This window comes from Saccharopolyspora mangrovi (assembly GCF_035320975.1).
Taxonomy (GTDB): domain Bacteria; phylum Actinomycetota; class Actinomycetes; order Mycobacteriales; family Pseudonocardiaceae; genus Saccharopolyspora; species Saccharopolyspora mangrovi.
In genome coordinates this window covers 161977-187032 of sequence record NZ_JAWLNX010000003.1, presented here as the reverse complement: position 1 = coordinate 187032, position 25056 = coordinate 161977, and the positions used below count along the sequence as shown (strand labels likewise).

At 70.3% G+C, this 25056-nt stretch carries 25 protein-coding genes and 1 riboswitch; of the genes, 9 read left to right on the top strand and 16 right to left on the bottom strand.

The features are described from left to right. The first annotated feature begins 209 nt into the window (after positions 1-209). Positions 210-836 carry a LysE family translocator gene (locus tag R4I43_RS05780; RefSeq protein WP_324264468.1) on the top strand — a complete coding sequence of 209 codons (627 nt, stop codon included), beginning with the start codon at positions 210-212 and terminating at the stop codon, positions 834-836. Here the strand turns inward: R4I43_RS05780 and R4I43_RS05775 are convergent. The 3 genes from R4I43_RS05775 to R4I43_RS05765 form a co-directional block, all read right to left on the bottom strand. Further along, complete coding sequence (locus R4I43_RS05775) at positions 750-1961, bottom strand: MFS transporter (protein ID WP_324264467.1); 1212 nt, start codon at positions 1959-1961, stop codon at positions 750-752. The genes R4I43_RS05780 and R4I43_RS05775 overlap by 87 nt on opposite strands. A gap of 76 nt (positions 1962-2037) precedes the next feature. Beyond that, the gene (locus R4I43_RS05770; protein ID WP_324264466.1) at positions 2038-2415 is read right to left on the bottom strand and encodes a type II toxin-antitoxin system death-on-curing family toxin; all 378 of its coding nucleotides are present in this window, start codon (positions 2413-2415) and stop codon (positions 2038-2040) included. After that, positions 2412-2615, bottom strand: a complete 204-nt coding sequence (locus R4I43_RS05765; protein WP_324264465.1) for a DUF6290 family protein — start codon at positions 2613-2615, stop codon at positions 2412-2414. The genes R4I43_RS05770 and R4I43_RS05765 overlap by 4 nt, the downstream gene beginning before the upstream one ends. A gap of 113 nt (positions 2616-2728) precedes the next feature. Here R4I43_RS05765 and R4I43_RS05760 point away from each other — a divergent pair, with 113 nt between their 5' ends. Next, complete coding sequence (locus R4I43_RS05760) at positions 2729-3640, top strand: LysR family transcriptional regulator (protein ID WP_324264464.1); 912 nt, start codon at positions 2729-2731, stop codon at positions 3638-3640. 1 nt (position 3641) lies between these two features. On the opposite strand, the gene R4I43_RS05755 is transcribed toward R4I43_RS05760, so the two are convergent. From R4I43_RS05755 to R4I43_RS05735, 5 genes are all read right to left on the bottom strand, one after another. Next, positions 3642-4445, bottom strand: coding sequence for a S1 family peptidase (locus R4I43_RS05755; protein ID WP_324264463.1), 804 nt, complete (start codon positions 4443-4445; stop codon positions 3642-3644). Positions 4446-4676: 231 nt separating this feature from the next. Continuing rightward, positions 4677-8354: a cobaltochelatase subunit CobN gene (cobN, locus tag R4I43_RS05750; RefSeq protein WP_324264462.1), complete on the bottom strand. Its 3678-nt coding sequence runs from the start codon at positions 8352-8354 to the stop codon at positions 4677-4679. A 51-nt stretch (positions 8355-8405) separates the two neighbouring features. Next, positions 8406-8525: riboswitch (cobalamin riboswitch) on the bottom strand. Between the two features lie 313 nt (positions 8526-8838). Further along, positions 8839-9750 (bottom strand): D-isomer specific 2-hydroxyacid dehydrogenase family protein, encoded by a 912-nt coding sequence (locus tag R4I43_RS05745; RefSeq protein WP_324264461.1) that lies wholly within the window; start codon positions 9748-9750, stop codon positions 8839-8841. Positions 9751-9889: 139 nt separating this feature from the next. Further along, on the bottom strand, positions 9890-10483 hold the full coding sequence (locus R4I43_RS05740) for a bifunctional 4-hydroxy-2-oxoglutarate aldolase/2-dehydro-3-deoxy-phosphogluconate aldolase (RefSeq protein ID WP_324264460.1): 594 nt from the start codon (positions 10481-10483) through the stop codon (positions 9890-9892). 3 nt (positions 10484-10486) lie between these two features. Continuing rightward, positions 10487-11458, bottom strand: a complete 972-nt coding sequence (locus R4I43_RS05735; RefSeq protein ID WP_324264459.1) for a sugar kinase — start codon at positions 11456-11458, stop codon at positions 10487-10489. A gap of 187 nt (positions 11459-11645) precedes the next feature. On the opposite strand from R4I43_RS05735, the gene R4I43_RS05730 reads away from it, so the two are divergent. From R4I43_RS05730 to R4I43_RS05720, 3 genes are all read left to right on the top strand, one after another. Beyond that, a complete protein-coding gene (locus tag R4I43_RS05730) occupies positions 11646-12191 on the top strand; it encodes a YbhB/YbcL family Raf kinase inhibitor-like protein (RefSeq protein WP_324264458.1) in 546 nt (181 codons plus the stop codon). 121 nt (positions 12192-12312) lie between these two features. Then, positions 12313-13302: a VanZ family protein gene (locus R4I43_RS05725; RefSeq protein ID WP_324264457.1), complete on the top strand. Its 990-nt coding sequence runs from the start codon at positions 12313-12315 to the stop codon at positions 13300-13302. Between the two features lie 14 nt (positions 13303-13316). Beyond that, positions 13317-14714 (top strand): mycothione reductase, encoded by a 1398-nt coding sequence (locus tag R4I43_RS05720; protein ID WP_324264456.1) that lies wholly within the window; start codon positions 13317-13319, stop codon positions 14712-14714. Here the strand turns inward: R4I43_RS05720 and R4I43_RS05715 are convergent. From R4I43_RS05715 to R4I43_RS05705, 3 genes are all read right to left on the bottom strand, one after another. Continuing rightward, entirely contained in the window at positions 14707-15438 is a 732-nt protein-coding gene (locus tag R4I43_RS05715) for a Type 1 glutamine amidotransferase-like domain-containing protein (RefSeq protein WP_324264455.1), read from the bottom strand. The genes R4I43_RS05720 and R4I43_RS05715 overlap by 8 nt on opposite strands. 44 nt (positions 15439-15482) lie before the next feature. Beyond that, positions 15483-15743, bottom strand: coding sequence for a type II toxin-antitoxin system Phd/YefM family antitoxin (locus R4I43_RS05710; RefSeq protein WP_324264454.1), 261 nt, complete (start codon positions 15741-15743; stop codon positions 15483-15485). Positions 15744-15859: 116 nt separating this feature from the next. Further along, the gene (locus tag R4I43_RS05705; protein ID WP_324264453.1) at positions 15860-17380 is read right to left on the bottom strand and encodes a cobyric acid synthase; all 1521 of its coding nucleotides are present in this window, start codon (positions 17378-17380) and stop codon (positions 15860-15862) included. Positions 17381-17495: 115 nt separating this feature from the next. Here R4I43_RS05705 and R4I43_RS05700 point away from each other — a divergent pair, with 115 nt between their 5' ends. The 4 genes from R4I43_RS05700 to R4I43_RS05685 are packed head-to-tail and all read left to right on the top strand — an operon-like array spanning position 17496 to position 19988. Then, entirely contained in the window at positions 17496-17939 is a 444-nt protein-coding gene (locus R4I43_RS05700; RefSeq protein ID WP_324264452.1) for a YbaB/EbfC family nucleoid-associated protein, read from the top strand. Next, positions 17936-18250, top strand: coding sequence for a type VII secretion target (locus R4I43_RS05695; RefSeq protein ID WP_324264451.1), 315 nt, complete (start codon positions 17936-17938; stop codon positions 18248-18250). Before R4I43_RS05700 ends, R4I43_RS05695 begins: the two co-directional genes overlap by 4 nt. Continuing rightward, the gene (locus tag R4I43_RS05690) at positions 18234-19325 is read left to right on the top strand and encodes a WXG100 family type VII secretion target (RefSeq protein ID WP_324264450.1); all 1092 of its coding nucleotides are present in this window, start codon (positions 18234-18236) and stop codon (positions 19323-19325) included. The genes R4I43_RS05695 and R4I43_RS05690 overlap by 17 nt, the downstream gene beginning before the upstream one ends. Positions 19326-19328: 3 nt before the next feature. Continuing rightward, entirely contained in the window at positions 19329-19988 is a 660-nt protein-coding gene (locus tag R4I43_RS05685) for a DUF6346 domain-containing protein (protein ID WP_324264449.1), read from the top strand. A gap of 24 nt (positions 19989-20012) precedes the next feature. Here R4I43_RS05685 and R4I43_RS05680 read toward each other — a convergent pair whose 3' ends face one another. From R4I43_RS05680 to R4I43_RS05660, 5 genes are all read right to left on the bottom strand, one after another. After that, positions 20013-20573, bottom strand: coding sequence for a hypothetical protein (locus R4I43_RS05680; RefSeq protein WP_324264448.1), 561 nt, complete (start codon positions 20571-20573; stop codon positions 20013-20015). A 57-nt stretch (positions 20574-20630) separates the two neighbouring features. Continuing rightward, positions 20631-21488 (bottom strand): type I methionyl aminopeptidase, encoded by an 858-nt coding sequence (gene map, locus R4I43_RS05675; protein WP_324264447.1) that lies wholly within the window; start codon positions 21486-21488, stop codon positions 20631-20633. A 104-nt stretch (positions 21489-21592) separates the two neighbouring features. After that, complete coding sequence (locus R4I43_RS05670) at positions 21593-21982, bottom strand: type II toxin-antitoxin system VapC family toxin (RefSeq protein WP_324264446.1); 390 nt, start codon at positions 21980-21982, stop codon at positions 21593-21595. 305 nt (positions 21983-22287) lie between these two features. Further along, positions 22288-24072 carry a penicillin-binding transpeptidase domain-containing protein gene (locus tag R4I43_RS05665; RefSeq protein ID WP_324264445.1) on the bottom strand — a complete coding sequence of 595 codons (1785 nt, stop codon included), beginning with the start codon at positions 24070-24072 and terminating at the stop codon, positions 22288-22290. Positions 24073-24138: 66 nt separating this feature from the next. Continuing rightward, positions 24139-24975: a GNAT family N-acetyltransferase gene (locus tag R4I43_RS05660; protein WP_324264642.1), complete on the bottom strand. Its 837-nt coding sequence runs from the start codon at positions 24973-24975 to the stop codon at positions 24139-24141. Positions 24976-25056: the final 81 nt, after the last annotated feature.

Sequence of the window (25056 nt, the reverse complement as noted above, 5' to 3'; positions counted from 1 at the left end):
TCACCAGGAAAATATTTCGTTAAGCTCGACTGCGGAAAGAAATTCTTTCGCAATCGTCGGTGTTGACGGTCGCGTCTCCATCCCACGGCAACGCGGACCCGGGGCACCTCCACCACCGGCATCCGCCGATTTCGCCTGACCGGATGACGAGAAGAACCTGATCAAGTGACGCGGCAGCGCGCGCTGCCCGGACGAGAGAGGAATTCGCCGTGCTCCTGGACCTGACGCCGCTGCCCGCCTTCCTGCTGGCGAGCGCGGTCGTGATCATCACACCGGGAGTGGACGTCTTCCTGCTGCTGCGCACGTCGCTGAACCACGGCCGCAAGGCCGGTCTGCTCGCGCTGGCCGGCATCCACAGCGCGAGCGCCTTGCAGGTCACGCTGGTCATCTCCGGACTGGGCGCGCTGATCACCAGCGCCCCGGGCGTGCTGGCGGCGCTGAAGTGGGTCGGCGCGGCCTACCTGCTCTACCTCGCGGCGACGATCGTGCGCGGGTACTGGCTGACCAGGCGCGAGTCCGGCGCGCTGGACGTGCCGCCGCCGGAGGGCGCCAACCCCTACCTGCGCGGGCTGCTCAGCAACCTGACCAACCCGAAGATGCTGCTGTTCAGCCTGGCGTTCCTGCCGCAGTTCGTCGGCTCGTCCACCCAGCCCGCGCTGCAGCTGGTCGCGCTGGGCGCGGTGTTCCTGGTGCTGGCCGCGATCTGGGAGGTCACCATCGTGCTGGCCGCCGCCGGGATCGCCGACCGGCTAAAGAACCCCCGAGTCTCGAAGTCGCTGGACGCGTTGAGCGCGACGGCCTTCGTGACCATCTCCATCGGCCTCGTCGCGAGCTGACAGCAGGGTCAGCAGCGCGAGACCGGCCAGCACCAGCAGCACGACGGGCACCGCGACCACGCCGGAGAGCAGGCTCACCACGAACGGCGTGCAGAAGCCCAGGTAGGCCAGCACCCACATGATCGCGGTCAGCCCGGCGAGCTCGGACGGCCCGGCGATGCGGCCGACCACCGTCAGGCAGTAGGTCGAGACGAAGCCGTACCCGGTGCCCAACGTCAGCGCGGCGAGCAGCCCCAGCCACGGCTGCACCCGCCAGGCCGCGATCGCCGCCAGCACGAGTCCCGCGGCGATGGCCACGAGCCCGAACACGGCGGTCGCGCGCACGCCGTTGCGCGCGATCCGGCGCGCCCAGGGCTGCACGACCGCGCCGAAACCCGGGGCGCACAGCGTCGAGATCCCGGCGTAGAGCACCTCGTAGTCGGGCGAGGTCGCGGTGACCTGCGCGGGAAGGACCGCGAAACCGACCGTGGGGCACAGGAAGATCCACGGCGCCACCGGCACCACCCGCCGCAGGAACCGGGGATCCCGGGCGCCCCGACCGCGCGGCGCTCCGGCGACCGGCTCCACGCGCGTCTCCGGGCAGCGCAACGCCAGCGGCAGCGTCACCGCGCACAGCACCAGGTGCGGAACGTAGGCGCTGACCAGCGGGAACGGCCCCCAGGTCGCGACCAGCGCGGAGGCCAGGCCGCTGATGCTGAACCCGGCGGCCAGCAGCACCCCTGCCCGGCGCGCACCGGCGCCGTCCTCGGTCGCGGTCCCGAACGGCGGGTGCGACAGGTCCCGCACCCAGGCGCTCCCGGCCGCCAGCACCGCACCGGTGCTCACCCCCACCAGCAGCCGCCCGACCACCAACCACGGCACGACGTGCGCCCCGAGCATCAGCGCCACCGTGGCCACGGCGTTGATCACGATCGCCCAGATGACCACCGGTTTGCGCCCGCGCCGATCCGCCAGCGGACCCCCGAACAACAACCCGGGGACCAGCCCGACCACGTACAACGCCAGCAACCCGGTCGCGGCCGATGGGCTCAGCCCCAGCTCACCCCGATACGCCCCCAGCAACGGGGAGAACTGGTTAGCGCCCCACCCCGCCACCATCAACAGCAGAGCAGCAGGCACCCACACGTTTCGCACACCTCAGGTTCTACGGCCTGATCGTCACCAGGGACATCAATGGTTCGGATTTTCCGAACGACAGGCCTCACCGCGGCTCGGTCGAGTCCTGGAGGCGCTTGGCGATGCTCGGAACATCGTCGAGCTCACCTGCGGCTACTGCCATGACAACGACGTATGCCTCCGCGTTCGAAAAGGTCAACCGGCGACCGTTGATGCCGAGAAAGGTGAAAGTCGCAGTCAGAGCAAGACGTTTGTTGCCGTCGACGAGGCTGTAGTTTCGAGCGAGTGAGTGCAGCAGCGCCGCGGCCTTCTCCACCAGCGTCGGATAGGCCTCCGCGCCGAATGCCGTTGCCTGCGGCCTCGCTAGCGCTGATTCGAGCAGCCCGTAATCGCGAACCTCTACCTCGCCGCCGATGGTCCGCTTGGCAACGTGGAGCAACTCGTCCAGCGTGAGGTAGATCATTTACCGAGGCGCTCCAAGGCCTCCGCATAACGCGGCAGTTCCTCATCGAGAACCTGGTCGATCAAATCCGCCCGGCTATGCCCTTCGACGTATTCACGAACTGCCTGACGGGCCACTTCCTGCATGGAACGGTTTTCAAGCTCAGCACGACGCCGAAGAGCCTCCGCTTCGGCGTCTGACAAGCGCAACGTCATCGCCATGACCACGATGGTATCATCAGTGACACCAAACGGACCGAGCCCTTGCGGGGACGGCACGGTAAACCGCCTCTCATTCGCTGGCCAAGGGATTTGCCCGGCCGTACGTTGCCCGCATGGAGTTGCGGCGGTTGGAGACTTTGCTGGCGGTGGCCGAGGAGGGCCACTTCGGCCGGGCCGCTGAGCGGTTGTTCCTGGCCAAGGCGACCGTGACCGAGCACGTCAAGCAGCTGGAGCAGGACTTCGGGGTGCCGTTGCTGGACCGCAGCCCGGTGCGGCTGACCGCCGCCGGGCACCGGCTCGCCCGGCACGCGCGGACGCTGCTCACCGCCGCCGAGGTCGCGCGCGCGGACGTCGCCGAGACCGCCTCCGCCCAGCAGCCGGGAACGCTGCGGGTCGGGGTGATGGGGCACGGCTCGGCGGAGCTGACCCCGGCCACCGTGCAGGCCTTCCGGACCGCCCACCCCGAGGTCGACCTCCGGCTGGTGCCGATGGACTTCACCGAGCACGTCTCGGCGCTGCTGGAGCACCGCGTGGACGTGGCCTTCGTGCGCCCGGCGCCGGAGGACGAGCGCGTCGAGATCGACGTGCTGACCACCGAGCGGCGCATCGTCGTGGTCCCGGCCCGCTGGGAGCTGGCCGACGCGCCCGAGGTGCACCTGATCGACGTGCTCGACCTGCCGTTCGTCCGGCTACCCGAGCGCACGCCGCGCCCCTTCACCGACTACCTGTACTTCACCGCGGCGCGGGGCGGAGAGGCCCCGCGTCGCGGTGACGACGCGGTCACCCCGCACGAGGTGCTGGCCGCGGCCGCCGCCGGGCGCGGGGCGGGTTCGGCGCTGGAGTCCTTCCAGCGCTTCTACCCGTGGCCGGGCACCCGCTGCGTGCCGGTGGTCGACGCGCCGTGGGAGCACAGCGTGCTGGTCAGCCGCGCCGGCGACGCGAGTCCGGAGGTGCGGGCCTTCCGGACGCTGGCCGCCGGCCTCGCCCGCGAGCTCGGCCCCGGGCTGCGGCTGACTCCCGCGTGACTCAGTGCTGCGCCGTGAGCTGGGCCTGGATGTCGGCCTGGTAGCTCGCGGTGCGGGTGTAGATGCCCGGGTTGCCTGGTCGGGCGCAGCCGTTTCCGGTGGAGACGATGCCGACGAGCTTGCCGTCGACCACCAGCGGCCCGCCGGAATCGCCCTGGCAGCTGTCCACACCGCCCTGCGGGAACCCGGCGCAGACCATCGCCTGCGGGTCGTACTGGTCGTAGGCCTTCTTGCAGTCGGCGTCCGAGGTCAGCGGCACCTCCGCCTTCTGCAGGGTCTCCGACGCGTCACCGCCCTCGGAGGTGGCGCCCCAGCCGAGCACGGTGGCCATCCGGCCGGGCTCGTAGGAGGCGGTGTCGGCCGGTGTCGCGACCGGCAGCGAGGTCTGCGGCAGCTGCTGGTCGAGGGTCAGCACCGCGACGTCGGAACCGGTGTTGGCGTCCTGGTACTTCGGGTGCACCCAGACGCCGGTGACCTTCGCCTCGACGCCGTCGGTGGACGACTTGCTCTCCCGGCCGGCCACCACGCGCACGGACGCGGGCTGCTCGCCCTGGATGCAGTGCGCCGCGGTGATGACCTTGTTGGCCGCGCCGATCGTGCCACCGCAGAACTGGTTGCCCTGCTCGTCGGCCAGGTACACCACCCACGGGTGATCGGCGATCCGAGCCGCCTGGCCCCCGACGATCGGCGGCGCGGCCGTCCCCTGCTCGGTGGCGTTGGCCGTGGTGGCCAGCAGGCCGCCGACCAGGCTCATCGCCGCCAGCGTCCCGGCCGCTGCCCGCACCCCGAGTTTCTTGTCCGACATGGTTCGTCTCCTCCCCCGGAGCCTCCCGGCGGCCGTCCGACCGCCGCTCCGGCTCGTCCAAAGTGTCCACGAGTAAGAGGAAACGAACCCCCTGTCAGATACACCTCAGCCGGGAGCACAACACGAACGAGTGGAATTTGAAGGACTTTTCCACTCGGACGGCCCAACATTGACGTCCATTGTGGATGGACGATCATCCCGAGGCCCGCACCCGGACCCCGGGGTGGCGGATCAGTCCTCCAGCTGGCCCTCCAGCTCCAGGTACACCGACCGCAGGGCGTCGAGGACCTGCTCGTCCGGCTCGGCCCACAGACCCCGGTCGGCGGCCTCCAGCAGCCGCTCGGTCATGCCGCGCAGCGCCCACGGGTTCGAGTTGCGCAGGAACTGCTGCACCTGCTCGTCGAAGACGTAGGACTCGGCGAGCTTGGTGTACATCCAGTCGTCGACCACACCGGCCGTGGCGTCGAAGCCGAACAGGTAGTCCACCGTGGCGGCGAGCTCGAACGCGCCCTTGTAGCCGTGCCGCTGCATCGCCGAGATCCACTTCGGGTTGACCACCCGGGCCCGGAAGACCCGCTTGGTCTCCTCGCCCAGCGTGCGCGTCTTGACCGCGTGCGGCACCGCCGAATCACCCACGTAGGCGGCCGGGTTCTGCCCGGACAGCGAGCGCACCATCGCGACCATGCCGCCGTGGTACTGGAAGTAGTCGTCGGAGTCGGCGATGTCGTGCTCGCGGGTGTCGACGTTCTTGGCCGCCACCTGGATCCGCTTGAACGCCGTCTCCATGTCACCGCGCGCCTCGCGCCCGTCGAGCCCCCGGCCGTACGCGTAACCGCCCCAGGTCGCGTAGACCTCGGCGAGGTCGGCGTCGCTGCGCCAGTTGCGGGCGTCGATCAGCGGCAGCAGCCCGGCACCGTAGGCGCCCGGCTTGGAGCCGAAGATGCGCGTCGAGGCCCGCCGGTCGTCGCCGTGCTCACCGACGTCGGCGCGGTAGTGCGCGGCGACGTAGTTGTCCTCGTCGGGCTCGTCGAGCTTGGCGACGGTCTGCACCGCGTCGTCGATCAGCGAGACGACGTGCGGGAACGCGTCGCGGAAGAAGCCGGAGATGCGCACCACCACGTCGATCCGCGGCCGGCCGAGCTCGGCGACTTCGACGACCTCGAAGCCGGTGACCCGCCGCGAGGCGTCGTCCCACTTCGGGCGGCAACCCAGCAGCCACAGGATCTCGGCGATGTCGTCGCCCTGGGTCCGCATCGCCGAGGTGCCCCACACGGTCAGACCGACCGAACGCGGGTTCTCCCCCGTGTCGGCGACGTGCCGGGCGATGAGCGAATCGGCGAGCGCGGAACCGACGTCGAAGGCGTTGCGGGACGGGATGGCCTTGGGGTCCACCGAGTAGAAGTTGCGACCGGTCGGCAGCACCGAGATCAGCCCCCGGGTGGGCGAACCCGACGGGCCCGCCGGCACGAAACCGCCGTTGAGCGCGCGCAGCACGTGGTCGACCTCGTCGGTGGTGCGCGCCAGTCGCGGCACCAGCTCGGCGCAGGCGAACCGCAGCACCCGCACCAGGTCCTCGACTCGGGTGCCGATCACGTCGGTGACGACCTGCTCGGCGCGCTCGACGTCCCAGCCGGTGCCGGCCAGCGCCTCGATCAGCTTGCGCGCCAACGATTCCAGCAGGTCCACCGCGTCCGACGCGGAAGCCGACGGGCCCTCGACGAGCGCGGTCAGCTCGGCCGGGACGTCCGCGCGGGCACCGGGCTCGGCCAGCAGCGCCTGCTCGTCGAGTCCGAAGTGGACTGAAAGCGCGGAGCGCAGACCGGGCAGCGCGCCGACCTTGCCGCCGAAGACCTGCTTGGCGCGCAGGATCGCCAGCACGTCGTTGACCAGCTCCTCGTCCCGCGGCGCGCGGCCGAGGATGTGCAGGCCGTCGCGGATCTGCACGTCCTTGATCTCGCACAGGTAGCCGTCGATGTGCATCACGAAGTCGTCGAAGGACTCCGCGTCCGGCTGGCCCTCCTGGTGCAGGTCGTGGTGCAGCTCGGCCTGGGTGACCAGCTCCCAGATCTGGTTGCGCAGCGCCGGTTTCTTCTCCGGGTCCAGGTCGGTGACCAGCGCGTACTCGTCGAGCAGCTGCTCCAGCTTGGCGATGTCGCCGTAGGCGTCGGCGCGCGCCATCGGCGGGATCATGTGGTCCACCACGGTCGCGTGGCCGCGCCGCTTGGCCTGCGTGCCCTCGCCCGGGTCGTTGACGATGAACGGGTACACGAACGGCATGTCGCCCAGCACCGCGTCCGGCGCGCAGTCCGCGGCCAGCCCGAGGCCCTTGCCGGGCAGCCACTCCAGCGTGCCGTGCTTGCCCAGGTGGATCACCGCGTGCGCGCCGAAGTCCTCGGCCAGCCAGCGGTAGGCCGCCAGGTACTGGTGCGAGGGCGGCAGGTCCGGGTCGTGGTAGATCGCGATCGGGTTCTCGCCGAACCCGCGCGGCGGCTGGATCAGGATCACCACGTTGCCGAACCGCAGCGCCGCGACGTAGAGGTGGCCCTCGTCGTCGACGTAGAGGCTGCCGGGCGGGGCGCCCCAGTGCTCGGTCATCGACGCGCGCAGCTCCTCGGGCAGCGCGTCGAACCACTCGCGGTAGCGGGTCGCCGGGACGCGGATCGCGGCCTCGGCCATCTGCTCCTCGGTCAGCCACTCCACGTCGTGACCACCGGCGGAGATGAGCCGGTGGATCAGGGTGTCGCCGTCCAGACCGGCCACGTCCAGCCCGCCCAGGTCGTAGCCGGCCTCCTCCAGCGCGCGCAGCAGCACGACCGCCGATGCCGGGGTGTCCAGGCCGACGGCGTTGCCGACGCGGGAGTGCTTGGTCGGGTACGACGAAAGCACCACGCCGAGGCGCTTGGCGGAATTGTCCACGTGCCGCAGCCGCGCCAGCGACACCGCCGTGGAGGCCACGCGGGCCGCGCGCTCCGGGTCGGCGACGTAGACCGGGATGCCCTCCGGGCCCTCCTCCTTGAAGGAGAACGGAACGCTGATCAGCCGGCCGTCGAACTCCGGCACGGCGACCTGCATCGCCGCGTCCATCGGCGACAGCGCGGCGTCGCTGTCGGCCCACACCGCGCGGCTGGTGGTCAGGCACAGACCCTGCAGCACGGGGATGTCGAGTTCGGCCAGCGCACCGGCGTCCCAGGAGTCCTCGTCACCGCCCGCGCTGGCGTCCGCGGCCACGGCACCGCCCGCGGCGAGCACGGTGGCGATCAGCGCGTCGCAGCCCGCCAGCAGCTCGCGCAGACCGGCGGCGTCGGACAGGCCGCGCAGCGAGCCGCAGAACACCGGCACGACGTTGGCGCCGGCGGATTCGACCTGGTCGGCGAGGGTGTCGACGAACGCGGTGTTGCCGGACAGCGCGTGCGCCCGGTAGAAGACGACGCCGATCGTCGGCCGCGACGGGTCGTGCGCGCGCTCGCCGTGCAGGCCGAACTCGGGCATCGACTGCGGCTCGGTGAACCCGGTGCCGGTCAGCAGCACCGTGTCGGACAGGAAGTTCGCCAGCTGCGCGAGGTTCTCCGGGCCGCCTTCGACCAGGTAGGCCAGGGCCTGCGTGGCCACACCGGCGGGCACCGTGGACAGCGTCATCAGCTCGGCGTCCGGGGTCGCCTCGCCGCCCAGCGCCACGGTCGGCAGGCCCGAGGCCAGCACCGCGTCGAGGCCCTCCTCCCAAGCGCGACGACCGCCCAGCAACCGGACGACCACGACGTCGACGTCCTCCAGCAGCGCCGGGACGTCCTCGGCGGCCACCCGGGAGGGGTTGGCGACGCGGTAGTCGGCCTCGGCGGCACGCGCGGCCAGCAGGTCGGTGTCCGCAGTGGACAGCAGCAGAACTCGGGCGTCGCGGGCAGGCTCGCTCACGGTGATCCTCTCTCGGGGTGCGCGCCCCGGCGGGGGGGTCACGGCGGCAGGAGTTCCTGGCTCCCGGATCCTCGCGGTGTCCCCGCCTTCCAGCCCGTCAGGGCCGTGGCTGCCAGGGGTCCGCTCCCCGGTCACAGTGGCGCGACCGCCCCGGCCTCACACCGGGTTCCTCCACGTCACCGCCGTACTGGCGCAGCCATCCTATCGACCGCGCGATCAGGGACCACCCATCACACGATTTCGCGAGAAAGATCTCCTCTGGAGGAGCACCTCAACTTGCGTGGCGGTGCGGGTAGCGGAAACCCCCGAACGGGAAAGCGCAGCGCCTTCGTGGACTCCGTGCGCCGCTCCTTGAGCATTTCGAACACGCGGCGTCACGGCGTACTCGCCGCGAAGACGCTCAGAAATCCCCCGCAGGGGAGGGCACCGCGGTGCCAGTGCCTCAGGTGGAGGAAGAGAAACCGGCTTCGCCGGTTGCCTGACGTCAGTACCCGGCCGCGACGTCGACCAGGCCCAGGAGGGGTTGGCCGGCCATGTGGCGGCGGATGTTCTCCTCGACGCGGCGGGCCAGCGCGGGCATCTGCAGCGAGGGCGGGTTCGCGGTGTGCGGCGAGATCAGCGCGCGCGGGTGGCTGAACAGGGGGTGCCCGTCGGGCAGCGGCTCGGGGTCGGTCACGTCGAGGGCGGCACCGCCGATCCGACCCGCGTCCAGGGCCTCGACCAGCGCTTCGGTGTCGACGAGGGATCCCCGGGCGATGTTGATCAGCCACGCGCCGGACTTCATCGCCTCGAGCGCGGCCGCGTCGACGAGCTTCGAGGTGGCCGAGGTCGCCGGAGCCGCCACCACGACGAAGTCGGACTCGGCGAACACCTCGCGGACTCCCCCGGCGTCCTCCGCGGGCCAGGTCCGCTCGGCACCGAGCACCGGCTTGCCGGAGCGGTTCACCGCCAGCACCCGCACGCCGAAGGGACGCAGCATCTCGATCAGCGCCTTGCCGATCCCACCTGCACCGATGATGCCGACGGTCGATCCGGTGAGGCTGCGCATGCCCTCCGGGCGCTGCCAGCTGGTGGCGCGGGCCATCGTCGCCAGCTGCCGCGCGCCGGTGAGCATCAGCCCGAGCGTGTGCTCGGCGACGGTCTGCGCGAAGGTGCCGGCGGCCGAGGTGAAGGTGAGGTCCTCGCGCAGCACACCGGCGGCCACCCACGACTCGATGCCCGCCGAGGGCAGCTGAACCCACTCCAGGCCCGGGCGGTCGTACTCGGCGAACCGGCTCGGCTCCCCGCCGAACCACACCAGCGCGTTCGCGTCCCCGGCGGAGCTCAGCTCAGCGCCGGCGGCCACCACGGCGGCCTCCAGTTCGGCGTTCGCCACCGGACCAACGTGAACCTTCACGACTTCTCCTCTTCCAAGTTCGTCACGACCACGTCCCGCACAGCGACGGGAGCTTCGGTTGGAACCCGCCCCGAGGGACCACGGGTTCAGTCGACACCTTCGTTCACCGCCGCGGGGGAAGTTCCAGCTGAAACTTCGCTCACCCGTCGATGAGCTGCGCCAGGGCGGGCAGCTGGGCGTCATCTTCCAGCGCCGAACCGACGGCGACCACGTCGGCGCCCGCCTGCAGGAACTCGGGGGCGTTGCGGGCGTTCATGCCGCCGGTGGCGACCACGCGCAGCGCGGGGAAGGGACCCCTCATCGCGCGGAACCAGCTGCTGCCCAGCTCCGCGGCGGGGAAAGCCTTCACCCACGACAGGCCGAGCCGCAGCGCCTGCTGGATCTCGCTGGGCGTGGCCACGCCGGGCACGTGCGGCAGGTCGAGCTCGGCGCTGAGCTGCACGACGTCGGCGTCCAGACCGGGCGCGATGGTGAAGGCCGCGCCGAGTTCCCGCGCGGTGCGCAGCTGGTCCGAGGTGCTGATCGTGCCCGCGCCGACCGGGCGGCCGCGTTCGGTCCCGGCGCGCACGGCGGCCGCCAGCGACGGCTCGGCCTCCGGGGTCTCGATCGGGACCTCGACGGCGTCGATGCCCAGGTCCCAGGCGCGTTCGGCGAGTTCGACGGTCCGCTGCGGGTCCATGCCGCGCAGGATCGCCATCACCGGCTTGGCGAACAGTTCGTCGAGGAAGGGCACGTCTCACTCGCTCCCGTCGAATCGCAGTGCGCCCCAACGCTGTTGGTCGAGGCTCAGCCAGCGTTCCAGCGATTCGGCATCGGGCGGGGTGGTGTGGTCCTCGGTGCTGCGCAGGCTGTGCGCGGCCAGCAGGTGCCCCCGGCGCAGGCAGCGCTGGTCGTCCTCGCCGCGCAGCACGCCGGAGAGGAACCCGGCGGCGAAGGCGTCACCGGCGCCGACCGGTTCGACGACCTCGACGCTCGGCGCGGGCACGACGGTCGACCGCTCGCCCAGCGCGTGGGCGGCCTCACCGCCGTCCTTGACCACGACCGTGACCGGGGAGTCCAGGAGTTTCCGCACGTCCTCGGCGGTTTTCACGCCCCACAGGGCGGCGGCTTCGTCGAGCCCGACGAACACCACGTCGGCGAGCTGGGCGAGTTCGGCGAGCACCGGGGCGGCCTGCCGGGCCGACCACAGCGCGGGCCGATGGTTGACGTCGAAGGAGATCGGGGCGCGGCGGGGGCGGGTCAGCAGCCGCCGGATCAGCCGGTCGCAGCTCTCCGACAGCGCCGGCGTGATGCCGCTGATGTGCAGGACGCGCGCGGCGTCGATGACCTCGTCGGCGAGGAAGTCCTGGTCCATTGTCGACGCCGCCGAACCCGCTCGGTAGTAGTGCACGCGGGTGCCGTCCGGCCCGGGGTCCTTGAAGTAGACGCCGGTCGGAGCGTCGGATCTCACCTCGACCAGCCCGGTGTCGACGCCCGCGGCGGCGATGGAGCCGACCACGCGACGTCCGAGCGGGTCGTCCCCGACGCGACTCGCCCACCGCACGCGGTGACCGAGCGAAGCCAGGTGAACGGCCACGTTGGACTCGGCGCCACCGGCGGAGAGCGTGAAAGCGGGGGCTTCTTCCAGGGGTACCGGGGCGGCCGGAGCGACCAGCGACATCGTCTCGCCCAGGCACAACACCTCGGCCTCGTTGCCCAGCTGCGCCACGTTTCCTCCCGTCATCACTGGATCGGCGACAGCTTAGCCACACGATGCTGCAAGATGCACACCCCTCATTGCGCATGATGCAACGAGCCGATAGATCCGGCGAGGTGGAGCTGCGCGAGGTCTCCTAGGCTGGGTCCGGTGATCGCCGACGATCACCCCCTAGCCACAGGAAAAGGAGGATGCTCGCATGAGTCTGGAGCGCCCGATCGATCCTGATCCGTACTCGTTCCTGCCCGCGGTCCCCGAGTTCACCGTCACCTCCACCGACGTGGCCGACGGCCGGGCGATGTCGAAGGCCCAGGCCTACGACGGCATGGGTGCGGGCGGTCAGAACGTGTCGCCGCAGCTGAGCTGGTCGGGCTTCCCGGATGCCGCCAAGAGCTTCGTGGTCACCTGCTTCGACCCGGACGCACCCATCCCGGGCGGGTTCTGGCACTGGGTCCTGGTCGACGTGCCCGCGAACGTGACCGAGCTGGCCGCCGACGCGGGCAACCGCAACGGCCAGAACATCCCGGCCGGCTCGTTCCACGTCGCCAACGACATGGGCGAGCGCGCCTTCGGCGGAGCCGCTCCGCCCCCCGGTGACCGGCCGCACCGCTACTACTTCGTGGTGCACGCGGTCGACACCGAGAAGCTGGGCGTGGACGAGAACGCCTCCCCGGCGGTGGTCAGCTTCAACCTGGCCTTCCACACCTGCGGAGGGGCCGTCGTCACCCCCACCTACCTGCACTGACGCCCTTCTTCGTCGAGCCCGCCCGGGACGGTCCGGGCGGGCTCGACGTCGTTGATCACCCGATCGAGATGTATCTGTTTCGGGGGTTCGCGCCTCTTTATCCATGAGGGAGGTGCGAGGGATGAGTCTGCTGCCGGGTTCCATCGCCGCGGTGATCGCGACCGGGGTGGCCACGCTGCTGTTCCCGTCGTTCGTCGCCGGTGACCACCGGCGGCACGGCGAGCTGCGCGCGGGCGCTGCCGTGCTGCGCTTCGCGGCGCTGCTCTACGCGATCGCGCTGGCCTGCTACGTGCTGCCGCCCGGCGGCACCGCCTGCTTCCCGCCGCAGCTGCGCCCGCTGGCCGGGCTGACCAGCTCGGTCGGCGTCGAGCAGTTCGCCTGCAACATCGCGCTGTTCGTGCCGCTGGGGGCGCTGCTGCGGCGGGCACCACCGGTGGCGGCGCTGGCCGGGGCGGGGCTGTCGGTGTTCGTCGAGCTCACCCAGCTGACCGGGCTGTGGTTCCGGTTCCCGTGCCCGGTGCGGGTGTTCGACGTCGACGACGTCCTCGCCAACACCACCGGGGCCGCGCTCGGCGGCCTGTTCGCGCCGCTGCTCGCCCGGGTTCCCACCGGCAGCGGCGGGCGGGCCGACGAGCCGCGCCCGGTGACGGCCGGGCGGCGGTTGCTGGGGATGTGCTGCGACGGCCTGCTGCTGTGGTGGCTGGGCGCGGTGTGCGTGCACCTGACGGGCTTCGCCCTGCGCTGGAACGGCATCCCCGCCTCGCCCGCGCTGCAGGCCGCCGCGGCGTGGCTGGCGCCTGCCCTGTTCCTGCTGGTCGTGACCCTGCGCACGAACGGCACACCGGGTCAGCGGCTGGTCCTGCTGCGAGCGCGCGCACCGGACGGGCCGTCCGCGGTGCTGCGCTGGGCGCTGGGCACCGGCGGCCTCGCGCTGCTGCAGGCCGGTTGCGAGCTGGTGCGCGGCGCGCCGAGCGCGGTGCTCGGCCTGTCGTGGTGCGCCGCGCACGCGATCGGTGTGATCTGGGACCGAGATCGGCGTGGAATCTCAGGGCGGCTCGCCGGGTTGGAACTGACCGACGTCCGCGGACCGGCAACGGCCCGCACCAAGTGAGGCAGGATGGAACCGTGCGGCACTTCGATCTAGTCATCATCGGCTCCGGCTCCGGCAACTCGATCCTCGACGACCGGTTCGCCGACTGGAACGTGGCCATCGTCGAGAAGGGCATCGGCCCCAACGACGCCTACGGCGGCACCTGCCTCAACGTCGGCTGCATCCCGACGAAGATGTTCGTGCACACCGCCGACGTCGCGGGCGCGCCCGAGGCGGGCGCGGGGCTGGGCGTCGACCTCGAACGCCGGGGCGTGCGCTGGCCGGAGATCCGCGACCGCATCTTCGGGCGCATCGACCCGATCTCCGACGGCGGCCGCCAGTACCGGGCCGAGGGCTCGCCGAACGTCACCCTGCTGACGGGCGAGGCCGCGTTCACCGACGTCAAGCAGCTGACCGTGCAGACCGCGGACGGCGCCGAGACGATCACCGCCGACCGCTTCGTGGTCGCCGCCGGTGGCCGCCCGGTCATCCCGGAGATCCCGGGCCTGGACCAGGTCGAGGTGCACACCAGCGACACCGTGATGCGCCTGGAAGAGCTGCCGCGCCGGGTGATCATCATGGGCACCGGGTTCATCGGCGCCGAGTTCGCGCACATCTTCAGCGCGCTGGGCGTCGAGGTCACCATGATCGGCCGCTCCGGCAAGCTGCTGCGCGCCGAGGACATCGACGTCTCCGCCCGCTTCACCGAGATCGCGGACCGGCGCTGGGACCTGCGGCTCAACCGCAAGGTCGTCTCCGCCGAGAAGACCGGTGATGCGATCCGGCTGAACTTGGAGGGCCTGGACGGCGCGGACTCCGTTGAGGCCGAGAAGTTGCTGGTCGCAGTGGGGCGCACCCCCAACGCCGACCTGATCGACGCGGCGACCGGTGGCCTGCGGCTCACCGACGCGGGCAAGATCGAGGTCGACGACACCCAGCGCACCTCGGTGGAGGGCGTGTGGGCGCTGGGCGACATCAGCTCCGACCACGAGCTCAAGCACGTCGCCAACCACGAGATGCGGGTCGTGCAGCACAACCTGCTGCACCCGGAGGCACCGATCACCTCCGACCACCGCTTCGTGCCGCACGCGGTGTTCTCCGGACCGCAGATCGCCTCGGTCGGGCTGACCGAGCAGCAGGCCCGGCAGCGCGGCGTCGACTTCGTGTCCTCCACCCAGGACTACGCGGGCATCGCCTACGGCTGGGCGATGGAGGACACGACCGGGTTCGCCAAGCTGCTGGCCGATCCGAACACCGGGTTGCTGCTGGGCGCGCACATCATCGGCCCGCAGGCGCCGACGCTGCTGCAGCCGATCATCCAGGCCATGCACTTCGGCCTCGACGCGCGCAGCATGGCGCACGGCCAGTACTGGATCCACCCGGCGATGCCGGAGCTGCTGGAGAACGCGCTGCTCAACCTGCCGCTCAACTGAGCCGGCGGACGTCGAGCGGTGTTTCGACCGCGGTCCCGTCCGGGCCGCGGTCGACCCGGTAGGCCCCGGCCCTGCGCTTCTCGGCGAGAGCCTCGACGAGCTCGGTGCCCCGGTAGAGCAGGCCGGCTCCGTCGTCGGTGGCGAACCCGGGCGGCAGGGTTCCGTCGGCGATGAGCTGCTGGAACAGCGGCCGGCGACCGGGCTCGCTGTCGTAGTGCACGCCGTTGGAGTGCGGAAGCAGGCCGAGACCGCTGGTGATCGGCCGCAGTTCGGGACCGAACGAGTCGGTGGTGCCGCCGGCGTGCCAGCAGATCGAACCCGCCGACACCCCGGTGAGCACGACGCCCGCTCGCCATGCTTCGCGGAAGATCTCGTCGAGCCCGTGCAGCCGCCACATCGCCAGCAACCCGGCCACGCTGCCGCCCCACACCCACACCACGTCCCTGCTGAGCAGGTGTTCGCGCAGGTCCTCGAGGTTCGGCATCGGGAACAGCGCCACGTGGCTGGCCTGCCACCCCTCGGCCGAAGCGTTGGCGTAGAAGGTGCTGATCAGGCTCGGGTCGTCGCCGACAGCCGTGGCCAGGAAGCACACGCGCGGTGCGCGCCCGGTGGTTCCGGCGAGGTCGACGGCGTGTCGGGTCAGCGGGCCGATCCCCCACGGCAGGCGCTCGGCTCGGCGGAAGCCGCCGCTCGTGGCGAGGATCGTCGGGGCGTCAGCGGGCACGCGCGGAGACTACCCAGCTCAGCGGCCGTGCGGGCGCGCTTCGCTCACGCGTCGGCGGATGTCCCCGGATCGGCCCAGTAGTCGGTTCCCATGTCGAACGAGCCACCGGCGTCCGGCGCGACCCACGAGGCCGCGACGACCCCGGCGGCGAAACCACCGCGGCGTTGGGAGGGCACCGGCGAGGGCTCCAGCGACACGGCCGGTGCGCCGAAGCGGGTGATCACGATGTGCTCGCCCGCCTCCGCTCGTTCGATCAGCTCGGTCAGCCGCTCGCGGGCCTCGTCCACGGAAAACTCAACAGCCATGCGCGACAAGTTACCTGCACCACACAGATCATGAGGCCATTTCGACCAACCGGTTGGGCAGTTCCGGCTAAGCAGAACGGGATTCTCCTCGCGACCTGCTCGAACCGGGCCCGAGCTCAGCTGAGCCGCGCGCTCACCAGTGGCAGCCCGGACGGCGCTCCTTCGTCGAGCAGCCCGCGCAGGGCGTCGGTGTCGAGGTGCTTGGCCACGAGATCACCGAGCAGGTCGAGCTGCGCGTTGCGGATGTCGGCGAACACGGTGCCCTGAGCAGCGCGGAACCCGTCGCGCCCGGCCAGGCGGGCGGCCCAGCCGAGGAATTCGCGCCGGAAGGCGTCGTTCTCGAAGAGCCCGTGCCAGTGCGTGCCGAGCACCGAATCGGACACGCCGCCTTCTCCCTCGCCGTCGGGCAGGGTGACCAGCGGCGTCAGGTCTCCTCGCCGGACCTCGACGCCGTGGTGGATCTCGTACCCGTCGACGTCCTCGCCGAACGCCTGGCCTCGCGGCCTGGCCAGCGTCTTCTCCCGCGCGAAGTCGATCTCCAGGTCGAGCAGCCCGAGGCCGTCGACCACTCCGGCCCCGGATTCGACGTCGTCGTGGATGCGCCTGGTCAGCATCTGGAAACCACCGCAGATCCCGGCCACCGGCAGCCCTGCCCGCGCGTGCTCGCGAATCGCCTCGGCCAGGCCGGTTTCCCGCAGCCAGGCCAGGTCAGCGACGGTGGACTTGGAGCCGGGCAGCACCACGAGATCGGCGTCGGAGAGCCGGGAGGGCTCGGTCACGAACCGCACGGCCACCCCGGGTTCGGCGGCCAGCGCTTCGACGTCGGTGGCGTTGGAGATCCGGGGCAACCGGGGCACGGCCACTCGCAGCCACTGCCCTCCTCGCGGCGGCGCGGGGCGGCCGACGACGCCGTCGGCGACGTAGGACAGCGAGTCCTCGGCGTCGAGCCACAGGTCCTCGGCCCAGGGAAGCACCCCGTGCACGGGCCGCCCGGTCAGCGCCCGCAGCTGGTCGAGCCCCGGGCGCAGCAGCTCGGGGTCGCCGCGGAACTTGTTGACCACGAACCCGGCCACGAGCGCCTGGTCGGCGGCGTCCAGCAGCGACAGGGTGCCGAAGAGCTGCGCGAACACCCCTCCCCGGTCGATGTCGCCGACCACGACCACGGGAAGCCGAGCGGCCTGCGCGAGCCCCATGTTGGCGATGTCGCTGGCCCGCAGGTTGATCTCGGCAGGCGAGCCGGCCCCCTCGCAGATGACGTAGTCGTGGTCCCGGCGCAGCTCGTCCAAAGTGGACGCAACGGTGTCCAGCAGCGCGGCCTTGCGCTCGCGGTACGACAGGGCGGTCACCTCACCGGCGACCCGGCCGAGCACCACGACCTGCGACTGCCGGTCGCTGCCGGGCTTGAGCAGCACGGGGTTGAACCGCACGGACGGCTCGACCCCGCACGCCGCGGCCTGCACCGCCTGCGCCCGCCCGATCTCACCGCCATCAGGCGTGACCACCGAGTTGTTCGACATGTTCTGCGCCTTGAACGGCGCGACGCGCGCCCCAGACCGAGCCAACCACCGGCAGATCCCAGCGGTCACCACGCTCTTCCCAGCATCCGAAGTCGTCCCAGCCACCAACAGCGCATTCACACCCCGTTCCTACCCCATCGCCTCGATGTGGGTACCAACACCCGAAACCCGAACACCGGACGAATCCCCTCAACTACCCTGCCGACCAACCCGACCCTTCGACCCACGGATTCCGATGACCACACCTGCCGACTGGCTGAGCGACTACAACGCGAAGCTGCAGAAGATCAAGTCCGACACCGACCGCGCCCAGCAGGAGCTCACGCAGGTCGGCGCGTCCGCGACCTCCCCCGACGGGCAGATCACGGTTCGGGTCAACAGCAGTGGCGTGCTGGAGGACATCCGCTTCGGCAACGGCTTCCAGCATCCGAAACCAGATCAGGTCGCCACCGCGATCATGGCCTGCGTTCGCGACGCCCAGCGTCAAGCCGCAGGTCAGATGGTTGAGGTCATGCAGCAGTTCGTCGGCGACGGCGCCGCCCTCGACTTCGTCAAGAACAACCTCCCGCACGGGTACTCGGGCGACGGCTCCGGCGAGGACCAGCAGCAGACGCCCGGCCGCCCGTCCACCCCGCCCGACGACGATGACGACTACTCCAACGGGAGCTTCCTGCGATGACAGACGGCTTCCGCGCCGACGTCCCGGTGATCAAGCAGCACAGCAACCAGGTCCAGGGCTTCGCCGACCGCGTCAACACCGCCCACAGCGCAGCCGAAACCACGATGGACACCAACGCCTTCGGCATCTTCGGCCAATTCCTGGCGGCGCACGTCATCGCACAATGCGATGTGGTGAAGTCCGCGATCGAAGGGGGCGGGAAAGCCTTGACCGAGATCAAGAAAGCCCTAGACGAAACAGCTGCCGACTACCAGGTAACCGACCAGGAAAGCGGAGCAATTCTCAAAGGGGTGAATGTTGACTTCGGCTGAGGACATGGTCGTTTCCGGCGAGGAGGCGGAAGCGGAAGCGGTCGCGAAGAACACCAAGAACCCGATGGACGGAGCAGGCGGGGTTGAGAACGCCGTGTCCATCGTCAAGGGGATTCAGAACGGCGACTGGGACACGGTCGGGCTGAGTGCCGTTGGAGCCGGGGTCGACGCAGTGTCGCTCGCAGCCAACCCGCTGGGCACGTTGGCGAGCTGGGGCGTCGGTTACATCATCGAACATGTCGAGTTCATCAAAGAACCATTCGACGCGCTCATGGGGAACCCGGACGAAATTTCCGGGATGGCCTCCACCTGGGAGAAGATCGGCGAGGAGCTGAAGTCCGTAGGCCAGGAATACGCCCAATCTGTACGCAGTACCACCGGCTGGGAAGGCCAAGCCGCTGAGGCATATCGAAACCTCGGCGGTGACGGAGCGAAGACGATCGACGCGCTCGCCATATCGAGCACGGGCTTGAAGGCGGCTGTCGACGGCGCTGGCACGGTGGTCGCTGCCGTGCGCGGAATCGTTCGCGATCTCATCGCTGGTGCGATCGGGGAAATCATCGCCGCACTGGCCAAGTGGGGAATCGCAGCCGTGTGCACCGCCGGCATCGCACTCGGGGGTGCCATCGCTGATGCTGTGCGCATCGCGCTGCAGTGGGCGGAGAAGATCTCCGGCTGGATGCAGAAGCTCGGCACCACGTTGAAGAACCTGTGGAACAAGCTTGATGAACTCGGTACAGCCGCAACTTCAGTCCGAAAAGGGGTCGACGAGTTCTTCAGCGGCCTGTACAAACCCCCGGAAGGGAACCTCGTCAAGGTCCAGAACCAGAACACTCCTCTCACTGCAGGAAAGGTCGATGAGCTAGCGGAAGGCGCCACAGGCAGCGGAACCAAGCTGAATGACGCATGGGAGGGAGCCAAGGCAGGTGGTTCTGGGTACAAGCCATTCGCCCGAGGCGACATTTGGCAGCCGAACCTAGACCCGGGGCCTGGAGGCGGGTCCTACAAGTTCGCGTACGAGGTCGTTAAGGAAACCGCCAAGCTAGACGACGGCAAGGACCAGGAAGGCAAATAGGCAGTGAACGCCTTGAACTCGAACAATCTCGGCGTGCGGCTGACGAAAATGGTGCTCGGCCTGCTTGCCACCACCTGCATCCTCATGCTGTGGCCCACCGCAGTGTTCTCGTTTCCCGAGAAGGCCGAGAAGCAGAACGCCACCGCCATCGTCCAGTCATGCAGGGACACCGGGCCGATCACGCGCCGGGGTTTCGGGCACAACTGGGACTGCAGGGCCCAGATTCGGGATGACAAGACCGGGAAGAGCTGGACCACCAACATCGATATGAACTTCTTCTCACCCGAGGACGTCGGCAAGGAGAAGCGGCTCACTTGGGGGCACGGCGGTGGTCGCGCAAGCACGAACACCGAAACGTACATCTACACCTCATCCGAAGGCTATCCGGCAGGGGTGCGAATTCTCGTAGCCATCGTTGCGGCAATCGTGATTATCCCGCCGGCCCTGTGGCTCCTGGCCAAGTCCGTGGTCTGGAGCTTCCCCCAGAACCAACAGCGAAGGTTCTGGGAGAAGATCAACGGCACACCTGAGCAGAAGGCCGAGAAGAAGCGAAAGAAGCAGGCAGACGACGCCCGCTGGCGCGAAACCCAGCGTCGACGCGCTGAACAGCATGAGGCCGCGAAGGCAGCACGCAAGCGTGCGAAGGAAGACAACCGGGGCTAGGAGGGTCCGATCCGCCCGGGCAGGCTATCGGAGCAAGTCCGGGCGGTATTCCCCGATGGCTTGGGTCAGGCGCTGCACGGCGGATTTCCCGGGCAGTTTCAGCCGCGGGACCTCCGGGTTGTCGCGGTCTGCGAGTTTCGGGTGCCGGGGGAGGAAGCCGCTGTCCGCCGGCTGGAACAGCAAGGCCGCCGACACCGGGCCCGAGTTCGGGTCGTCCTTGGCCTTGGGTTGCGGCAGCCGACCGTGCACAGCGCTGATCTCAGTCCAGGCGATCAGCTCGAACGTCCCGCTCTGCCGCAGCCAGATCCCGCGTTCGTCGAGGTGCACGCGCTCTGGCTTGGCGAGCATGACGAGACCGGCGAGCATCATCAGGACACCGGGCACGAAGATGAACAGCGTCAGGATCCACCCGATCACGAGAGCGACGGTTGGTGGGCTCCGCACCGCCTCTTCCGGGTTGAGCGCCAGGTAGAGGGCACAACTTCCCACCAAGGCCATGAATGCGCCGCCGCCAACGCACCCGACGCCCTCGCGGTACCGGACGACCTTCGCCGATGCGCTGGGCGCCCACATCTCGGTCTGCACGCGCCCAGCTTAGGGATCGGCTCCCGGCATCCGGCGAGGAATCCGGCGATCCAGCCGTCAGGGCTGGGTGAGGATCTCGTTGCCGTCCTCGGTGATGAGGATGGTGTGCTCGAACTGGGCGGTCCAGCTCTTGTCCTTGGTGGTGACCGTCCAGCCGTCGTCCCACATGTCGTACTCGTGGGTGCCGAGGGTGATCATCGGCTCGATGGTGAAGGTCATGCCCGGTTCCAGGACGGTCTGCACCGACGGCTCGTCGTAGTGCAGGATCACCAGGCCGCTGTGGAACGAGCGGCCGATGCCGTGGCCGGTGAAGTCGCGGACCACGCCGTAGCCGAAGCGCTTGGCGTAGGACTCGATGACGCGGCCGATCACGTTGAGCTGGCGCCCCGGCTTGGCGGCCTTGATGCCGCGCATCGTCGCCTCGTGGGTGCGCTCGACCAGCAGGCGAGCCTCCTCGGAGACGTCGCCGGCCAGGAAGGTCGCGTTGGTGTCGCCGTGCACGCCGCCGATGAAGCCGGTGACGTCGACGTTGACGATGTCACCGTCCTCGATGATCGTCGAGTCCGGGATGCCGTGGCAGATCACCTCGTTGAGCGAGGTGCAGCAGCTCTTCTGGAAGCCCCGGTAGCCCAGCGTCGACGGGTACGCGCCGTGGTCGAGCAGGAACTCGTGGACGACGGCGTCGACGGAGTCGGTGGTGACGCCCGGCTGGATCGCCTTGCCCGCTTCGGCCAGCGCCTGCGCGGCGATCTTGCCCGCGACGCGCATCGCCTCGACGACCTCGGGCGGCTGCACGTCGGGATCGGTGTTGCGCTGCGGAGCCGGCTTGTCCACGTACTCGGGACGCTCGATGTGCGCTGGGACTTGGCGGCGCGGCGTCGGGACGCCTGGCTTCAACGGGGCTCGAACCGGCATGCCCCCCACTCTAACCACGCTCATCGATCCCGACTCCGGGCGGTAACCGCACGCCAAGGCGCTGTCCGCGATGCGAACCGCCACCGCCCGGATCGCGGGAGCGCTCAGGCCGGGGAGGCCGTGGCCAGGCCGGCCTCCTTGGCGGCTTCCAGCAGCGCCGGGTCGTAGGAGACGTAGGTCACCGGCTCGTTGCGGATCCCGCAGGCCGAGGCCAGGTGGATGGCCTCGACAGGGCCGAGGTCCGCGCGCAGCTCGCTGGCGCTGTCGAGCACGTCCTGCTGCACCGGCAGCGTGTCGAGCTTCGACACCACGATGGAGGCCAGGTCCTCGGCGGCCGGACCCTGCTCGCGGAAGTTGCGCAGCACGTCGACCTTGGACAGCGCGCTGGTCACCCGCGGCTGCTCCCAGCGATCGCGGATCCACTGGCTCAGCGCCTGGCTCTCCGGCTCGGGGGCGATCATCTTGATCAGCGCGGAAGAATCAAAGTAGATCAAAACGACTCCTGTTCACACCTGGGGCGGCACCGGCGGCCTTCGGGGGAGGCGGTTGCCGGCACGTTTCGTCGGGGATGCCCGCCGTGAACTGCGGCGGGCCGGTGCGTGTCCGGACCGGACACCAAGTCGCTCGCCACGGCAACGGAGCGTGGCGGCCGGATCGCGCGACGGTGGCGCTGATCCGGTGACGACCCATCGAGCACAGCAACGAGACCACCCTGCTGCGCTCGATGGGCTACAACCTAGCACCCAACTGACCCTAAGTGATCACCCAATCACGTGAAGCGACCGCTCGCTTCCCGTGATCACAGGCCGTCGAGGAACCTCTTGGCCGCGTCGACGGAGGGACCCGAGGCGCCCGCGTCGGTGATGAGCACCGCGAACGCCACGTCGTCGCGGTAGCCGACGAACCAGCCGTGCGAGCGGGTGCCGTCGCCGAACTGCGCGGTGCCGGTCTTGCCGCGGACCTCGCCCGACCCGGCCAGACCGCGAGCGGTACCGCCGGTGACGACCTCGCGCATCATCGAGCGCAGCTGGTCCAGCGCGGCCGGGGAGATCTTCTCCGGGTTGCCGTCGGAGGTCGTCTGCTGACCGCGCATCAGCGTCGGCGTCGGCATGCTCCCGTTGGCCACCGACGCCGCCGCCAGCGCCATGCCGAACGGGCTGGCCAGCACCTTGCCCTGGCCGATGCCGTTGGCCGCGTGCTGGGTGACGGTCTCGGCGTTGGGCACCTTGCCGGTGATCGTCGTCGAGCCCGGCATGTCGAAGTCGACGCCGATGCCGAACTTCTTGGCCTCCTTCGGCAGCGCGTCGTCGGGCATGTCCACCGACAGCTGCGCGAACGTGGTGTTGCAGGAGTGCGCGAACGCGGTGTGCAGCGGCACCCGGCCCAGGTCGAACTCCTTGTCGTTGGGCAGGGTCATGCCGTCGAAGACCTTCTTCGGCGGGCACTCCACCGGCGTGTCCGCGCGAACCTTGCCGGTCTCCAGCGCCGCGGCACCGGTGACCACCTTGAACGTCGAGCCGGGCGGGTACTGCCCGGACAGCGCCATCGGCCCCTGCGCGTCGGCCGGGTCGTTCTGCGCGACCGCCAGCACCTCGCCGTTGGAGGGCTTCATGGCCACGATCATCGCGGCCTGCGGAACCGGGTCCAGTGCCTTCTCCGCGGCGCGCTGGGTGCGGTCGGACAGCGTCACCGAGGTCGGCGGCACCGGCCTCTCGGCGACGGTGTGCAACTTGCTGATCTCGTTGCCCTTGGCGTCGGCGACGGCCACCTGCCACCCGGCGTTGGCCTTGACCTGCTCGTCGAGCTTCTTCGACACGCCCGCCAGCACCTGCGCGGCGTAACCGCGCTCGGAAGCCAGCAGCCGCACCTGCGCCGGGAACCGCACGCCCGGCAGGTCGTAGATGCTGGAGCGGACCTTGTCGTAGTCGGCCTGCCGCAGCGTGATGACCTGGTAGGGCTGGCCGGGCGGGGTCTTGCCGACACCGTCCACGATGGACTTCTGGGTGATCTCCGGGTCGACCTGGCGCAGCGCGTCGGCCAGCTTCCCGGCCACGCCGGGCACATCGCCGGCCTCCTGCCCGTTGAGGCTGACCGTCACCACCGGCTCCGGCCCCATCAACTGCTTGCCCTCGGATCCCGTCACGGGACCCGGGGCGGGCAGGACCTCGCTGTAGGCGAGGGTCTGACCGGCCTTGAGGTTCGGGTGCACCACCGACGGGGCCCACAGGACCTTCCAGCCCTGGCCCTCCTCGGCGAGCTGCATGGTGCTGGTGTAGCGCCAGACCTTGCCCTCGCCGAAGTCCCACGAGAGGTCGAACTTCGCCGACGCCCCCTGCTCGTTCTCGGTGACCTGGCCGAGGGCGGCGTGCGAGGCGGTCGGGGCCAGCGTCTTGCGCACCTGCTCCAGCGTGCGGCGCGCGGCGTCGGGGTTGTTGGTCTGGGCCGCCGCACCCGCCACGTCACCTGCGGCGACGGCGTTGACGAACGAGGTGGCCACGTCCTTCTCGGATGGTCCGGTGCTGCACCCCGCCACTGGAACCAGCAGCAGTGCCGTGAGACCGACCATGATCCGCGAGGCAAGCATGCCCGCGAGTATGCCGAAGACGTGTGCGACACCGAACCGGGGCTCCGGCATAGCGGACGAAACCGCTCACAGCAGCACGGTCGCGTACTCCCCGACGCTGCGGAAGCCGACCTTCTCGTAGGCGGCGCGAGCGGCGACGTTGAAGTCGTTGACGTACAGGCTCGCGGTCCGCCCCCACCCCCGCACCAGGCGGTCGGCCACGGCCGCCGTGCCCGCGGTGCCCAGTCCGGTGCTGCGGCGGTCGGGATGCACCCACACGCCCTGGATCTGGCCGACCGTCGACGACAGCGCGCCGACCTCGGCCTTGAACACGACCTCGCCGTCCTCGAAGCGCGCGAACGCGCGGCCGCTCGCGATGAGATCGGCCACCCTCGCCCGGTACCCGGCGGCACCGCCGTCGGTGGAGGGGTCGACGCCGACCTCCTCGGTGAACATCGCCACTGCGGCGGGCAGGTAGCGCTCCAGCTCGTCCAGGTGCACCTGGCGCACCAGCGGATCCGGCTCGACGTGCGGGCGCTCGGAGAGCACCATCAGCGGCTGCTCGGCGCGGACCTCGCGCGCCGGACCCCACTGGGCCTCCACCTCGTCCCACAGCGTCAGCACCTGCTCGGCCGGGCCGACCAGCGAGGAGCACACCCGGCGGCGGCGCAGCGCGCGGTCGGCGAACGCGCGCATCGCGTCCGGACCGCCGCGCAGCGGGACCAGGTTGGCCCCGGAGAAGCACAACCCGGTCAGCCTGCTGCCGTGGCCCCAGAGCTCACCGCCGAGGCGCAGCGGGTGCAGGCCAGTCTCCTCGACGCGCGCGGCGACCATGCAGGTGGCCACGGGCGCGGAGGCCAGCACCGAGCGGACCAGATTCGCGTCCCGTTCCTCCAGCAAGCGGGCACCGGCAACCTTGAGCACCAGCCAAGACTGCCAGAAATGCCGCGCGAACGGCTGATCGGCGGAGATCGACCACATCGATCGGCGCCGCGCTCACCCGTT